General features: G+C 70.9%; 18 protein-coding genes and 1 pseudogene. 10 read left to right on the forward strand and 9 right to left on the reverse strand.

What is annotated here, in order from left to right; translation table 11 throughout:
- Positions 1 to 51 precede the first annotated feature (51 nt).
- Together G5C51_RS32795 and G5C51_RS32800 are read left to right on the forward strand one after the other, a co-directional pair.
- Complete coding sequence (locus tag G5C51_RS32795; RefSeq protein WP_165242805.1) at positions 52 to 537, forward strand: Rid family hydrolase; 486 nt, start codon at positions 52 to 54, stop codon at positions 535 to 537.
- Between the two features lie 11 nt (positions 538 to 548).
- Positions 549 to 1,871: an amidohydrolase/deacetylase family metallohydrolase gene (locus G5C51_RS32800; RefSeq protein ID WP_165242807.1), complete on the forward strand. Its 1,323-nt coding sequence runs from the start codon at positions 549 to 551 to the stop codon at positions 1,869 to 1,871.
- A 49-nt stretch (positions 1,872 to 1,920) separates the two neighbouring features.
- On the opposite strand, the gene G5C51_RS32805 is transcribed toward G5C51_RS32800, so the two are convergent.
- Entirely contained in the window at positions 1,921 to 2,076 is a 156-nt protein-coding gene (locus G5C51_RS32805; RefSeq protein WP_165242809.1) for a hypothetical protein, read from the reverse strand.
- 49 nt (positions 2,077 to 2,125) lie between these two features.
- Positions 2,126 to 2,761 (reverse strand): TetR/AcrR family transcriptional regulator, encoded by a 636-nt coding sequence (locus G5C51_RS32810; protein WP_476715147.1) that lies wholly within the window; start codon positions 2,759 to 2,761, stop codon positions 2,126 to 2,128.
- Between the two features lie 131 nt (positions 2,762 to 2,892).
- On the opposite strand from G5C51_RS32810, the gene G5C51_RS32815 reads away from it, so the two are divergent.
- Positions 2,893 to 3,747, forward strand: coding sequence for an NAD(P)H-binding protein (locus G5C51_RS32815; RefSeq protein ID WP_165242813.1), 855 nt, complete (start codon positions 2,893 to 2,895; stop codon positions 3,745 to 3,747).
- A 15-nt stretch (positions 3,748 to 3,762) separates the two neighbouring features.
- On the opposite strand, the gene G5C51_RS32820 is transcribed toward G5C51_RS32815, so the two are convergent.
- From G5C51_RS32820 to G5C51_RS32835, 4 genes are all read right to left on the reverse strand, one after another.
- Entirely contained in the window at positions 3,763 to 4,713 is a 951-nt protein-coding gene (locus G5C51_RS32820) for a cytochrome c oxidase assembly protein (protein ID WP_165242815.1), read from the reverse strand.
- Positions 4,714 to 4,827: 114 nt separating this feature from the next.
- Positions 4,828 to 5,853: a 6-phosphofructokinase gene (locus G5C51_RS32825; RefSeq protein WP_165242817.1), complete on the reverse strand. Its 1,026-nt coding sequence runs from the start codon at positions 5,851 to 5,853 to the stop codon at positions 4,828 to 4,830.
- Between the two features lie 86 nt (positions 5,854 to 5,939).
- Positions 5,940 to 6,668 carry a type 1 glutamine amidotransferase gene (locus tag G5C51_RS32830; protein ID WP_165242819.1) on the reverse strand — a complete coding sequence of 243 codons (729 nt, stop codon included), beginning with the start codon at positions 6,666 to 6,668 and terminating at the stop codon, positions 5,940 to 5,942.
- 23 nt (positions 6,669 to 6,691) lie between these two features.
- Entirely contained in the window at positions 6,692 to 7,930 is a 1,239-nt protein-coding gene (locus G5C51_RS32835) for a Mur ligase family protein (RefSeq protein ID WP_165242821.1), read from the reverse strand.
- A 121-nt stretch (positions 7,931 to 8,051) separates the two neighbouring features.
- Here G5C51_RS32835 and def point away from each other — a divergent pair, with 121 nt between their 5' ends.
- A complete protein-coding gene (gene def, locus G5C51_RS32840; protein ID WP_206314590.1) occupies positions 8,052 to 8,582 on the forward strand; it encodes a peptide deformylase in 531 nt (176 codons plus the stop codon).
- A gap of 11 nt (positions 8,583 to 8,593) precedes the next feature.
- On the opposite strand, the gene G5C51_RS32845 is transcribed toward def, so the two are convergent.
- The gene (locus G5C51_RS32845; RefSeq protein WP_165242823.1) at positions 8,594 to 9,238 is read right to left on the reverse strand and encodes a TetR family transcriptional regulator; all 645 of its coding nucleotides are present in this window, start codon (positions 9,236 to 9,238) and stop codon (positions 8,594 to 8,596) included.
- Between the two features lie 164 nt (positions 9,239 to 9,402).
- Here G5C51_RS32845 and G5C51_RS32850 point away from each other — a divergent pair, with 164 nt between their 5' ends.
- Complete coding sequence (locus tag G5C51_RS32850; protein WP_165242825.1) at positions 9,403 to 10,629, forward strand: acyl-CoA dehydrogenase family protein; 1,227 nt, start codon at positions 9,403 to 9,405, stop codon at positions 10,627 to 10,629.
- 6 nt (positions 10,630 to 10,635) lie between these two features.
- Here the strand turns inward: G5C51_RS32850 and G5C51_RS32855 are convergent, their stop codons facing one another.
- A complete protein-coding gene (locus G5C51_RS32855; protein ID WP_165242827.1) occupies positions 10,636 to 11,043 on the reverse strand; it encodes an SSI family serine proteinase inhibitor in 408 nt (135 codons plus the stop codon).
- 212 nt (positions 11,044 to 11,255) lie between these two features.
- Between G5C51_RS32855 and G5C51_RS32860 the strand changes: the two genes are divergently transcribed.
- Positions 11,256 to 11,972 carry a 1-acyl-sn-glycerol-3-phosphate acyltransferase gene (locus G5C51_RS32860; protein WP_165242829.1) on the forward strand — a complete coding sequence of 239 codons (717 nt, stop codon included), beginning with the start codon at positions 11,256 to 11,258 and terminating at the stop codon, positions 11,970 to 11,972.
- A 34-nt stretch (positions 11,973 to 12,006) separates the two neighbouring features.
- On the opposite strand, the gene G5C51_RS32865 is transcribed toward G5C51_RS32860, so the two are convergent.
- Positions 12,007 to 12,276, reverse strand: coding sequence for a type II toxin-antitoxin system Phd/YefM family antitoxin (locus G5C51_RS32865; RefSeq protein WP_165242831.1), 270 nt, complete (start codon positions 12,274 to 12,276; stop codon positions 12,007 to 12,009).
- Between the two features lie 59 nt (positions 12,277 to 12,335).
- Between G5C51_RS32865 and G5C51_RS32870 the strand changes: the two genes are divergently transcribed.
- From G5C51_RS32870 to G5C51_RS32885, 4 genes and pseudogenes are all read left to right on the forward strand, one after another.
- Entirely contained in the window at positions 12,336 to 12,968 is a 633-nt protein-coding gene (locus tag G5C51_RS32870; protein WP_165242833.1) for an ATP-dependent Clp protease proteolytic subunit, read from the forward strand.
- Between the two features lie 5 nt (positions 12,969 to 12,973).
- Positions 12,974 to 13,273, forward strand: a complete 300-nt coding sequence (locus G5C51_RS32875; RefSeq protein ID WP_165242835.1) for a hypothetical protein — start codon at positions 12,974 to 12,976, stop codon at positions 13,271 to 13,273.
- A gap of 41 nt (positions 13,274 to 13,314) precedes the next feature.
- Complete coding sequence (locus G5C51_RS32880) at positions 13,315 to 13,710, forward strand: VOC family protein (protein ID WP_165242837.1); 396 nt, start codon at positions 13,315 to 13,317, stop codon at positions 13,708 to 13,710.
- Positions 13,707 to 14,149 (forward strand): annotated as a pseudogene (locus tag G5C51_RS32885) (GNAT family N-acetyltransferase); the annotation flags it as partial. The gene G5C51_RS32880 and the pseudogene G5C51_RS32885, both read left to right, overlap by 4 nt.

Below are 14,149 nucleotides of genomic sequence, written 5' to 3' on the forward strand. Positions count from 1 at the left end.
CCCCTCCCCCATCTCCCCAACTGTCATGCCCTGAACAATCCAGGAGGACGTGTGACCTCGAACCGACGTGACTTCATCCGCCGCGCCCCCGCCGTCGCCGCCGTAGCCGCCGTGCCGGCGGTGGCCGGCGCGGGCACGGCCGCCGCCGCGGACAGCAAGAGCGGCCGGCCGCCCAAGAAGGAGGTGCACTACCCCGACGGCGCGGAGCCGCCGGAGAACCCGCTGTTCAGCCCGATCGTCACGTACGGCTCGATGGTCTTCATCTCCGGCATCGGCGCCCACTTCGAGGGCGACATCAAGGAGCACACCGAGCATGTGCTGAACGAGGTGGAGCGCTATCTGGAGTCGGTCGGCTCCTCCATGGAGAAGGTGCTCAAGGTCAACGTCTACCTCAACACCCTCGACGACTACGACGGCATGAACGAGGTCTTCCTCGGCCGCTGGGGCCCCGAGCCGGGCGTGCGCACCACCATCGCCGCCGCGGCCGGCATCCCCGGCGACTCGCTCGTCGAGATCGACTGCATCGCGGTCATATGAGGGCCAAAGGGATGGAGATACGCAACCGGGCCCGCGTGCTGCTGCCGCCCGCCGCCGCACTCGGCGTGGTCCTGGGCAAGGCGTCCCCGGCCGCGTCGGCCCAGTCCGGCGCGGCGGCCGGGGAGGCAGGGGCGTACGACCTGGTCATCCAGGGCGGTCATGTCATCGACCCGAAGAACAACGTGAACGCGGTGCGGGACATCGCCGTCAAGGACGGGAAGATCGCCGAGGTGGCGCGCCGCATCGACGCCTCGGCGGCGAAGCAGACGGTGGACGCCCGCGGCCAGTACGTCACCCCGGGCCTGATCGATCTGCACGCCCACCTGTTCTACGGGCCGGAGAACGACTACGCGAACGGCAAGAACGGCGTGGTGCCGGACGGGTTCACCTTCCGCAGCGGCGTCACCACCGCGGTGGACGCGGGCTCTTCAGGGGCGGCCAACTTCGAGCTGTTCAAGAAGAACATCATCGATCGCGCCCAGACCCGGGTGCTGGCCTTCCTCAACATCGTCGGCAAAGGCATGGGCGGGGCCAAGATCGAGCAGGATGTCGGCGACATGCTGCCGGGGCCCGCGGTCGACCAGGCCGAGCGGTATCCGGGGACGATCGTCGGCATCAAGACGGCACACTACGAGGGCAACGACTGGATCGCGGTGGACCGTTCGGTTGAGGCCGGCGTGCGAGCGGACCTCCCGGTGAAGGTCGACTTCGGCAGCGACCACCCCGAGCGGCCGCTGGAGCAGCTGCTCACCGAGAAGCTGGGCCCCGGGGACATCTACACGCACGCCTACTCCGGGCTGCGCCGCGAGCTCGGTGAGGACGGCAGGCTCAACCCGGGCATGCACGCCGGCCGCCGGCGCGGGGTGCTCTTCGACGTCGGGCACGGCGGCGGCAGCTTCTCGTGGGCCGTGGTGAAGCAGGCCATGAAGGAGGGCTTCCCGCCCGACACCCTCTCCACCGACCTGCACATCACGAGCATGAACTCCGGGATGAAGGACATGGCCAACCTCATGTCGAAGTTCCTGGTGCTCGGGATGTCGCTGCAGGACGTGATCAAGGCGTCCACCTGGATGCCGGCGCGGACCATCGGCCGCCCTGACCTCGGCCACCTGTCGGAGGGCGCACCGGCGGACATCGTGGTCCTCTCCGCCGACCAGGGCGCGTTCGGCTTCACGGACAGCTTCGGCTATCGCATCGACGGCAAGCGGCGGCTCACGGCGCAGGTGACCGTGCGCGCCGGGAAGGTGGTCTGGGATCTCAACGGCGTGGCCGCGAAGGCGTGGTCCCCGGAGACGGCGGAGCGCCCCGTAGCCGGGATGCACGCACACTGCTGAACAGGGCCGGCGGGCGGGCGGCGTTACGGGCCGCCTGTCCGTCGCGCCGTCAGTCCCCCACGACGAGCGCACCGATCAGCGTCAGCAGCAGCACTGTCCAGAAAAACCACAGCCACCCGCTGCTGCCCAGCGCCGCGGAATACGCCGAAACGGCCACCAGGCCGCCCGCGGTGCATCCCACCAGGGTCTTCAGGGAACCGGACATTGCCGCACCACCCCACCGCATAGCCGAGTGACTCGCCCCTCCCCCATCCTCACCCGGTGGGTACGTCCGCGCCAGAGGCCGGAAGGGGTAGCGGCCGGGGGCCGCGGATTCCGTCCAGGAGGTACGTGGTGCGGCGGTCGTAGTCGGCCCGGGGAGGCCGCGGACCGTGCTTGAGGGCGAGGGCGTTGTCCATGAACAGGGCGTAGAGGTCGTCCGCCGTGAACTCCGGACGCAGCGCGCCGGACGGCCGCGCTGCGGCGATGAGTTCGTCGTTGATCTCGCTTCCGGCCTTGCAGATCTCCATGAGCTGCTGCGAGTGCGGATACGTCTGCAACAGGACGTCGTTCACGGCGGGTTGGCGGTACTGGAGATCGCGGAGCCCGGTGACGTAGTACGTGATCCGCTCGTCGACGTCATCGAGGGTCCGGGTGTGGTCGATGACGGCGAACAGCTCCGTGGCGACGACCTCTTCGATGACGGCCTCGATGAGGCCGATCCGCCCGCCGAACCGGTTGAAGATCGTGGCCTTGCTCACCCCTGCCGCCTTGGCGACCTCCTCCAGCGGCACCGTCAGGCCCCGCCCCTGGAAGGCGCCGATCGCGGCGGAGCGGATCTGCTCGGAATTGCGGCGGGCGTCGGCGCGCAGCCGGGACGCCGCAGGCTTCGCACCGGCCAAGGTCCTCACCATCTCTCACTGACGCCCCGCGGGCGTAATTTGACTCACTAGGTCAGTTTACCTACGGTCGACTGCGGAAGAGAAACTGACCCGCCTGGTCAACTTACGCCACCGCGGGTACACAGGAAGAGGCCAGGAAGATGATCGTTGTCACCGGCGCCACCGGTGGGCTGGGCGGCGCCACCGTCGAGCACCTCCTCACGCGCATACCCGCCGACCGGATCGGCGTCAGCGTCCGCGACACCGCCAAGGCGCAGCACCTGGCCGACCGCGGGGTGCGCGTGCGGCAGGGCTCCTACGAGGATCCGGCCGCGCTGCGCGACTCCTTCGCCGGTGCCGAGCAGGTCCTGCTGGTGTCCGGCAACGACCCGGCCGCCGACCTGGTCGGCCTGCACCGCAACGCCATTGAAGCCGCCGTCGCGGCCGGCGTCCGGCGGATCGTCTACACGAGCCAGCAGGGTGCCGTCCCGGGCAATCCGTACCGGCCGTCGGACTTCCACATCGCCACCGAGGCGATGCTCGCCGAGTCCGGTGTCGCCTGGACCGCGCTGCGCAATGGCGCCTACGGCCCGCTCGACCAGGTGCTCGGCCCGTGGCAGCAGACCGGCGAGATCGCCCAGCCGGAGGACGGCCCCACCCCGTACACCGACCGTGCCGACGTGGCCGAGGCCACCGCGGCCGTCCTCGCCGGCGACCGCTACTTCGACGGTCCCGTCCATCTCACCGCACCCGACGCCGTCACCTTCGACGCCGTCGCCGAGATCGCCTCCGGCCTCACCGGCCGCACCATCAAGCGCATCGTCCTGGACGACGAACAATGGGTCGCCGGGCAGGTCGCGAGCGGCGTCCCGGAGCCGATGGCCCGACTCATGCTCAGCTGGTACGAGGCCGGCCGCGCCGGCTACTTCACCGAAGCCGACCCGCTGCTGACCGAACTCCTCGGCCGCGCGCCCCGCTCCGTAGCGGACCGGCTCGCGGCCGACATCGCCACCTGAAGCCTCTTAGCGACCTCAGCTCGAGCGGGAGTTCAGCGACGCCAGGTAGGCGTTGTACGCCACCAGCTCCGCGTCGCCGTCGCGGGCGGCGGCGCGGTCGTCGCGGCGGGCCTTGCGCTGCTCGGAGTGGTACCACTGGTGGATCAGCGCCACCAGCACCAGGATCGACGGGATCTCGCTGAACGCCCAGGCGATGCCGCCCGCCGCCTGCTGATCGCCGAGCGGGTCGAGATGCAGTGAGGCCGGCGGGTCGGCGAAGGTCGCCACCATCGGCTCGCCGCCCATCATCAGCGCGATGCCGAAGAAGGCGTGGAAGGGCATCCCCGCGAAGAGCGTGAGGATCCGCATCACGTGAGTCGGCTGATGCGGGCCGGGGTCCACGCCCATGATCGGCCAGAAGAACACCAGGCCCACCGCGAGGAAGTGGCACATCATCGCGATATGCCCGACCCGGCTGCCCATCAGGGTGTCGAAGATCGGCGTGAAGTAGAGGGCGTAGAGGCTCGCGATGAACAGGATGATGGTGAAGACCGGGTGCGTAATGATGCTCAGGTAGCGGCTGTGCAGAAGCGAGACCAGCAGCGAGCGCGGGCCCCGCTTGCCGCGCGGCGTCGTCGGCAGGGCGCGCAGCAGCAGCGTGACCGGGGCGCCCAGCAGGATCAGGATCGGCGAGAGCATGCTGATGATCATGTGCTGCACCATGTGCACGCTGAACATGACCATGCCGTAGTCGTTCAGCCCCGTGCACATCACCAGCGCCACCGTGAGCACACCGACCGTAAAGGCGATGGTGCGCGGGATCGGCCACTTGTCGCCGCGGCGGATGAGGCGGATGACGCCCCAGGCGTAGAGGGCCAGGCCGAGCGCGCAGGCGATCAGGAAGAAGGTGTCGGGGCTCCAGGCCAGGCCGCGTTCGAGGGTGAACGGCGGCAGGTTCAGGTGGCCGCCGTGTCCGCCGTGGTCCATGGCTGATTCCCTCTTCGTTGCCGGTGGTGCCTTTTGCACAGAGTTATACGGAGAAGAATAGAGCCGCCTCCGCGCAGCTATTAGCGCGGGGCGGCTCTTTCGGGAAGCGTTTCCTTACAGGACGCACTCCGCCTCGTCGTAGCGGTGCGTCGGGACCGTCTTCAGGGTCTCGACGGCCTCGGCGAGCGGGACGAGCGTGATGTCCGTACCGCGCAGGGCGGTCATCATCCCGAAGGCGCCCTCGTGGGCGGCCTCCACCGCGTGCCAGCCGAAGCGGGTGGCCAGGACGCGGTCGTACGCGGTCGGGGTGCCGCCGCGCTGGACATGGCCGAGGATCACCGGCCGCGCCTCCTTGCCGAGACGCTCCTCCAGCTCGACGGACAGCTGCCGGGCGACGCCGGCGAACCGCTCGTGGCCGTAGACGTCCTTGCCGCCGGTGTCGAAGGGCATGCTGCCCTCGCGCGGCTTGGCGCCCTCGGCGACCACGACGATCGCGAACCGCTTGCCGGCCTCGAAGCGGCGGCCGACCAGCTTGGTCAGCTCCCCGATGTCGAAGGGCCGTTCCGGTACGACGATGGCGTGCGCGCCCGCCGCCATGCCGGAGTGCAGGGCGATCCAGCCCGTGTGCCGGCCCATGACCTCGACGATCAGGACGCGCTGGTGGGATTCGGCCGTGGTCTTCAGCCGGTCGAGGGCGTCGGTCGCCACGCCCACGGCCGTGTCGAAGCCGAAGGTGACGTCCGTCGACGCGATGTCGTTGTCGATGGTCTTCGGCACGCCGACGATCGGCAGCCCGGCGTCGGAGAGCATCCGGGCGGCCTTGAGGGTGCCTTCGCCGCCGATCGGGATGATGGCGTCGAGGCCGAGCTCGGAGACGTGCTCCCGCGCCCGTTCAACGCCGTCGCGCAGATGCGCCGGCTGGACGCGGGAGGAGCCGAGGATGGTGCCGCCGCGGGCGAGGATGCCGCCCACGGCGTCGAGGTCGAGCTTGCGGTAGTCGCACTCCAGCAGGCCTTTCCAGCCGTCGCGGAAGCCGATGACCTCGTCGCCGCGGTCGGCGACGGCGCGGTGGACGACGGAGCGGATGACGGCGTTCAGACCGGGGCAGTCGCCGCCGGATGTGAGCACACCTATGCGCATGGCGGAGGGGAACCCTTCGCGGACGTGGGGTGGATGACCGGACCCCGTCGTCCGGCTGGGGGTGCCCCTTAGCCTACAGGGACACGTCAGGCGGGCTGCGTGGCGGCCGCGATCCGCTCCTCGCGCAGCGCCTCGTACCAGCGGTCGTCCAGCGCCGGCAGGGACGGGGCGTCCATGGCGAGCCGGATGAGCAGGTCGGCGATCTGCGGGTTACGGGCCAGGACCGGGCCGTGCATGTACGTGCCGAACACCGTGTCGTTCCAGGCGCCTTCGGTGCCGTCGCCGGTGCCATTGCCATTGCCGAAGCGGGTACGGGCGAAGGGGCGGGCGCCGGGGCCGAGGTGGGTGATGCCCTGGTGGTTCTCGAACCCTGTCAGCGGCGGCAGGCCGAGGCGCTCGTCGATGTCGCCCAGGACGTCGCCGACGCAGCGCTCCTTCTCGCCCCGGGTGGAGATGACGTCGAGGAGGCCGAGGCCCGCCTCGCGCTCATTGAGGTCGTTGATGAACTCATGGCCGAGGATCTGGTATCCGGCGCAGACGGAGAAGATGATCGCGCCGTTCGCGGCGGCCCGGTTCAGGCCGCCGTCGCGGCGCAGCCGCTCGGCGGCGAGGCGCTGCGGGCGGTCCTCGCCGCCGCCGATGAGGTAGATGTCGGCGCCGGCGGGCACGGGCTGGTCGGAGCGTACGTCGACGCGCTCGACCGCGATGCCGCGCTGCTGGGCGCGGCGCTCGACGACGAGCGCGTTGCCCTGGTCGCCGTAGGTGGAGAGCAGGTCGGGGTAGACCCAGACGAGGCGGAGGCTGTTGTCGTTCATGCTCTGGTCTCTCTCCTCGGCGGTCAGTTGCCGACCCGGCGGCGCAGGTCCTGGAACGCGGTGTAGTTGGCGATGACCTCGATACGGCCCGGCGGGGCCGCGGCGACGGCCTCGTCCAGGTCGCGGCAGACGCGGAAGTCGACGCCCGCCACCTCGAGGCGGACGGCGAGGTCGAGCTTGCGGTCGCCGATGACGAAGATCGGGTGGCCGGCGAGGCGGCCGTAGGCGACGTCCCACAGCCAGGAGGTGTCGGTGCCGTCGGCGCTGCGGGCGTTGACGGACAGGACCACCGGGGCGGGCGGGGCGTCGATGAGGGAGAAGGTCTCGAGCCAGCCGGCCGGGTTCTTGGCCAGCAGCAGGCGCAGTTCGCGGCCGGAGAAGCTCACCACGTCGTAGCGCCCGGCGACGGCGGCCACGTCGTACATCCGCTCAAGTGCCGTCTGCGGGTGGACGCCGAAAGCGGCGGCAACCGCGGCCGAGGTGGTGGCGTTGGCCTTGTTGGCGCGGCCGGGGAGCTGGAGCTTGATCGGCCAGGCGGCGCCGTGCGGGTCCAGCACGTGGTCGCCGCTCAGCGCCCAGCTGGGCGTGGGGCGGCGGAAGCCGCACTCGCCGCAGCCCCAGTCGTCGCCGGACCACTGCAGCACGCCGCCGCAGGACGGGCAGGACCAGGAGTCCTCTTTCCACTGCTGCCCGGCGGCGACCCAGATGACGTTGGGGCAGGAGGAGGCGGCCCAGGCGACGAGCGGGTCGTCGGCGTTGGCGATGACGACGGCCTTGGTGCCGGCCAGGCCCTCGCGCCAGCGCTCGGCGAGCATCCGGGTCTCGGCGGCGCGGTCGAGCTGGTCGCGGGAGAGGTTGAGCAGCGCGATCGCCTTGGGGTCGACGTCGCGGGCGACGCCCGCCAGGTACTTCTCGTCGACCTCGATGACGCCGTACTTGGCGTCGGAGCCGCCTGCCAGGGCGGAGGTGATGCCGGCGGGCATGTTGGCGCCGAGGGCGTTGGAGACCACCGGGCCGGAAGCGCGCAGCGCCTCGGCGATCAGCCGGGTGGTGGTCGTCTTGCCGTTGGTGGCGGAGACCAGCACCACGTCGAGGTGGGTGGAGAGGCGGGCGAGCAGATCGGGCTCGAGCCTGAGAGCGACCTTGCCGCCGATCACCGATCCGCTGCCGCGACCCGCGGCCCGGGACACCGCGGCCGCGGCCTTGCCTGCCGTAACGGCCAGCTTTGCCCGTGCGGACAGCGGGTCCGTGTTGCCTGCCATCGTCGAAGTTCCTCCTCGCATTCGGCGCGGGGCTCAGCCTACCGAGAGTTAGGCCCGGACCCGAATCGCCACCAGGGGTCTTGTCCAGGTCGTAGCGTTTACGCCCTTTACGCTGACGGCCATGGCAGAGCGCGCGATTCCGGGCAGCGGCGGACGGGTACGGCGGGTGCTGGGGTTCGGCGAAGCCGTGCTGCACCAGCCGGCACTTGAGGTGACGTCCTTCGGCGAGCCGCTGGAGCGGCTGGTCGAGGATCTTTTCGCGACCATGTACGCCTACCGGGGGGTGGGGCTCGCCGCCGGCCAGATCGGCGTAGGACAGCGGGTGTTCGTGTACGACTGTCCGGATGATCACGATCGGCGGCATATCGGGCATGTGGTGAATCCGCGACTCGTCTCTACGGGCGGGGTGCTGATGCGCGGCCCGGAGGGATGTCTTTCGCTGCCGGGCCGGGAGGCGGGTACGCCGCGCTGGGACGAGGCCGTCGTCGAGGGCGTCGATGTGACCGGGGCGCCGGTGCGGGTGGAGGGCAGCGGATTCTTCGCGCGATGCCTGCAGCATGAGTGCGATCACCTGGACGGGGTGGTGTTCACCGACCGGCTCGGGAAGCTGCGGCGGAAGCGGGCGCTGCGGGGCAGCGGATGGGCGGCGTAGGCCCGTAAGAACTACAGGCCCGGACCGCCGAGCCGGTCCGCCGCCGCGGCGAGGCGACCCCACAGCAGGTCGGCGAGGGACTGCACCAGCTCGGCGCGGGAGCAGGGGCGCTCGCGCAGCCACCAGTCCCCCGCGGCGTGCATCATGCCGACGATGCCGTGCCCCCAGGTGCGCGCCAGCAGCGCGCCGCCCGGGCCGAGGTCGACGCGCTCGTCGACGACCTGCGCCAGCTCCTCGCCGAGGCGGCGCAGCAGCGGGGCGGAGTGGCGGCCGACCTCGAAGTCGCGCTCGGGGGCGCGGGAGTCCTCGGCGGGGTGCATGAGGAAGCGGTAGACCTGCGGGCGGGCCTCGATGGCGGCGAGGTACGTGTCGAGGGCGGCCTCGACGCGTTCGCGGCGGCCGGTAGGGGTGTCGAGGGCGTCACGCAGCGAGGCGACGAGGGCGTCGGTGTGGCGCTCGGCGAGGGCGCGGTAGAGGCCGCTCTTGTCGCCGAAGTGGCGGTAGAGGATGGGCTTGGTGATGCCGGCCTCGGCGGCGATGGCATTCATGGAGGCGTCCGGACCCTCCCGCAGGACCACGCGGTCGGCGGCCCGGAGCAGCTCTTCTCTTCGGCGCTCCGCCGCCTGCTGCTGCTCGGTCTGCCGGCTGGTCTCCACGCGTGCTCTCCCCGGTCGCCTCGTCTTTCGCTGCCGCGTGCGCAACGTAACACCCTGGTCGGCCGGGGAGTGTGCTGGAGGGGGCGGGTACCCGGGAGTTGACACGGCTTACTCGCGAGTAACAGACTGCGAGTTACCGAAAGTAACATCAGTCGGAGGGTGGCATGCCGGAATTCACGTTCGAGCTCAATGAGGACCAGCAGGCGGTACGCGACTGGATCCACGGCTTCTCCGCCGACGTGATCCGTCCTGCGGCGGCCGAGTGGGACGAGCGCGAAGAGACGCCCTGGCCGGTGATCCAGGAGGCCGCGAAGATCGGCCTGTACTCGCTCGACTTCTACGCCCAGCAGTACTTCGACCCCACCGGGCTCGGCATCCCGATGACCATGGAGGAGCTCTTCTGGGGCGACGCCGGCATCGCCCTGTCCATCGTCGGGACCGGGCTGGCCGCCGTCGGCGTCGTCGCCAACGGCACCGAGGAGCAGATAGCCACCTGGATCCCGGAGATGTACGGCGACGTCAACGACGTCAAGGTCGCCGCCTTCTGCTCCTCCGAGCCCGACGCGGGCTCCGACGTCTCGGCGATGCGCACCCGCGCCGTCTATGACGAGGCGAAGGACGAGTGGGTGCTCAACGGCACCAAGACCTGGGCGACCAACGGCGGCATCGCCAACGTGCACGTCGTCGTCGCGGTCGTCGACCCCGAGCTCGGCTCGAAGGGCCACGCCTCCTTCATCGTGCCGCCGAACACTCCGGGCCTGTCCCAGGGCCAGAAGTTCAAGAAGCACGGCATCCGCGCCTCGCACACCGCCGAGGTGGTCCTCGAGGACGTACGTCTGCCGGGGAACTGCCTGCTCGGCGGCAAGGAGAAGCTCGACGAGCGGCTCGCCCGGGCCCGCGAGCGCGCCAAGACCGGCGGCGAGCGCGTCAAGAACGCCGCCATGGCCACCTTCGAGGCCTCCCGCCCCGCGGTCGGCGCGCAGGCGGTCGGCATCGCGCGGGCCGCGTACGAGACGGCGATGGAGTACGCCAAGACCCGGGTGCAGTTCGGCCGCCCGATCATCGACAACCAGGGCGTCGCCTTCCAGCTGGCCGACATGCGCACCCAGATCGACGCGGCCCGGCTGCTGGTGTGGCGGGCGTCGTGGATGGCCGCCGCGGGGCGGCCGTTCACCTCGGCGGAGGGGTCGATGTCGAAGCTGTTCGCGGGCGAGGTGGCCAAGACCGTCACCGCGCAGGCGATGCAGATCCTCGGCGGCAACGGCTTCACCCGGGAGTACCCGGTGGAGCGGATGCACCGGGACGCCGCGATCTACACGATCTTCGAGGGGACGAGCGAGATCCAGCGGCTCGTCATCGCGCGGACGCTGTCGGGCGTGCCGATCCGCTAGGCGGCGTCAGAACCTGAAGACCGGGCCCGTACGCACGTCCAGCTCGCAGCTATTGGCGTAGGTGCGCTCCCAGCGGACCGCGCGGCCCTGCCAGGTGCCGTACGCGGTCGCGGTGACCGGGTCGTACTCCCGGCTGCACGGGCGCGGCTCCGGTGCGAGCCGGTCCGGGTCGCCGGCGGCGCGCTCGAGGGCGGCGCAGGCGTGCGGGCCCGCGGGGTGGTTGCCGATGCCGGACGGGCAGTTGAGCAGGACGCCGCGGATCCAGGTGTTGCCCGCGCCGGAGACCGTCAGCAGCAGCCCGCCGTGCTCCGGAGCCGGGGCCGGCGGCTGCTGGGCGGGGGCCGCCGGGGCCGCCAGCAGGCAGCCGGCCAGCGCCGCGAACACGGCCGCGGTGCGGCGGAGCGGTGACGCCATGGCGGGCCTTTCGTGGGTTGCTGCGTGAAAGCCCGAGGCTCGCCCCGAGGCCGCGGCCGGGCAACGCCCCACGCCACCGCCGCGCCCGGCCAGTACGCACAATCACCCGTACGCAGCAGCGATACGCACCCGATGCCGCCCCGCCCCTCCCCCGGCGCGCGGGGCTCGACTAGTGTGCTCGGGCACCGGACCATGGGGGAAGGCAGGCTGGCGTGTTCTATTACGTGCTCAAATACGTGCTGCTGGGGCCTGCGTTGCGGCTGATGTTCCGGCCGCGGATCGAAGGGCTCGAGCACATTCCGGAGGACGGCGCCGCAATCGTCGCGGGCAATCACCTGTCCTTCTCGGATCATTTCCTGATGCCGGCGATGCTGACCCGCCGGATCACCTTCCTCGCCAAGCAGGAGTACTTCACCGGGCCCGGCATCAAGGGCCGCCTGATCGCGGGCTTCTTCCGCAGCGCCGGGCAGATCCCGGTCGACCGTTCGGGCCGTAACGCGGCGCAGGCGGCGATCAGCGAGGGGCTCGGGGTGCTGAGCAAGGACGAGCTGCTTGGCATCTACCCGGAGGGGACGCGGAGCCACGACGGGCGGCTCTACAAGGGCCGGGTCGGGGTCGCGGCGATGGCGATCAAGGCGCAGGTGAAGGTGATCCCGTGCGCGATGGTCGGGACCTTCGAACTGCAGCCGCCCGGGCGGAAGATCCCGAAGCTGGGGCGCGTGACGATCCGTTTCGGCGAGCCGCTGGACTTCACGCGCTTCGCCGGGATGGACAACGAGAAGGCCGCGCTGCGCGCCGTCACCGACGAGATCATGTACTCGATCCTGAAGCTGTCGGGTCAGGAGTACGTGGACCGGTACGCCACCGACGTCAAGGCCGAGCTGGAGAAGTCGCGCAAGGAAGGCGGCTCGCAGGACAAGGCGGCCTGAGCGAGCGCCTCCTGGACCTCAGCGCCCCCGCCTCTCAGGCCTCCGCGCCGCCGCGGTGCTCCGCCGCGATGCCGAAACGGCGCCGTTCGCCCGGAGCGGACGCCGACGTGCCCACGTCCGAGACCGACTGGATCAGCGGCTCGGTCCCGCCCGACTCGAGTCGCTCCAGGTCGGAGGCCGAGACCAGGGCCACCAGCGGCTTGCCGTGGCGGGTCACGACCACCCTCTCGCCGCCGTAGACGACGCGGTTGATCAGGTCGGCGAGCTCCGCGCGGGCTTGCGTCACCGGAATTTCGTAGGCCATGCTGCCATTCTAACAGTGTGTACGTCCTGTACATTTTAACGTCTGGAGGTGACGCAGCCATGACCGACCCCGCCGCCCGGTACGTACTGCCGGAATTCCAGGAGCGCACCAGCTCCGGGACCCGCACCATGGACCCGTACTCGAAGCTGCTCAACGAACGGATCATCTTCCTCGGCACCCAGGTCGACGACGATGCCGCGAACAATGTGATCTCCCAGTTCATGCACCTCGAGTACGCCGCCCCCGAGCAGGACATCTCGCTCTACATCAACTCCCCCGGCGGCTCGCTCACCTCGATGTCCGCGATCTACGACACCATCCGGTTCATCAGCTCCGACGTCGAGACGGTGTGCCTGGGCCAGGCGGGCGCCGCGGCGGCGGTGCTGCTCGCGGCCGGCACCCCCGGCAAGCGGTACGCGTTGCCCGGCGCCCGCATCGTCATCCACCAGCCGGCGCTCGCCGACACCCTGCAGGGACAGGCCGACGACCTCGTCATCCAGGCCAATGAGCTGCAGCGGCAGCGCGAGCTGCTCGAGGAGCTGCTGTCCCGGCACACCGGCCGCTCCCGCGAGCAGGTGCGCGAGGACATCGAGCGCGACCGGTTCCTCGACGCCGAGGAGGCGATCGAGTACGGGCTCGTGGACCGGCTCACCGAGGCGCGCAAGCGGCCGGTGCCCGCCGCGGGGCGGTGAGCCGGGTGCTGCCGCCTGAGCTGCCGCCGCTGCCTGCCCTCACGCGCGCCGAAGGCGAGCTGATCGACCGCTACTTGGAGGCCGTCGACCTGCTCGGCCGCATCAACCCGGCCCGCCGCGAGGACACGTACGGCGGCCTGCGCGCCGCGCAGGCGCTGGTGCGCAAGGCGGCCGAACTCCGCGACGCCCTGGAGCTGATGCACACCCGCGGCGAGACGGAGGTGCACGCGGCGACGCTGGCGCGGGCGCTGCGGGTGCTGGACGCGGACCGGCGCACCCGGCAGGTGCTGCTGCCGCCGGTTTAGTACGGTGCGCCACGCTGTTCGGGTGGGTTACGTTGCGGCGCATGAGCAGCTATGTGAATCCCGTACGGCACATCACCTTCGACGCCCATGACCCGTACCGCATCGCCGAGTTCTGGGCCGCCGTGACCGGATACAAGATCACGGACGAGGACGCTCCTGGCGACGACGAGGTGCTGATCGAGTCCGGGCAGCCCGGGGTGCCCGGCCTGCTCTTCATCCGCGTGCCGGAGGGGAAGACCGTCAAGAACCGGCTGCACCTGGACATTCAGCCGCCGACCGGAACGCGGGACGGCGAGGTGGAGCGGCTGGCGGGGCTCGGGGCGCGGGTGGTCGCCGATCACCGTACGGACGAAGGGCTCGGGTGGGTGCTCATGGGCGACCCCGAAGGCAATGAGTTCTGCGTGGAGCGCAGCGCCGTCGAGCGTGGGCTGGTGTGAGCGATCTCGCCGGGATGCTCGACGATGCCGCACGGGGGGTGTTTCCGCCGGCGGATGGTGCGGTGAGGGTGCTGCCGCAGCCGTCGGCGCGGGAGGCCGGGGTGATCGCGTTCACCGGGTGCTCGGTGGTTTTCGCGGATGCGGAGGCGGAGTGGGTGCGGGGGCTGCTGCCGGACGGGGATTTGTCGGCGCCGCTCAATCCGCCGTTTCTGAGCGCCTTGTGCGAGCGGCTGGGGCGTCGGGTCAACAACATCGACATGCTGACGGTCGCTGATGCTGTGGCGGGGCCGCCGGGGATTGCCCTGACACCGGTCGGCGGGCGCGGCCATCCGCGGGTGGAGCGGGCGCTGCGTCATCGCGATGACGTGCGGGCGTGGAGCGTGCCGGGTGGGGTGGTGCTGCTCGGGCGTGGGGTCGCCGGGCGGTGGGAGGTGGCCGT

Origin of the sequence: Streptomyces coryli (assembly GCF_011044975.1) — a bacterium.
Classification (GTDB): domain Bacteria; phylum Actinomycetota; class Actinomycetes; order Streptomycetales; family Streptomycetaceae; genus Streptomyces; species Streptomyces coryli.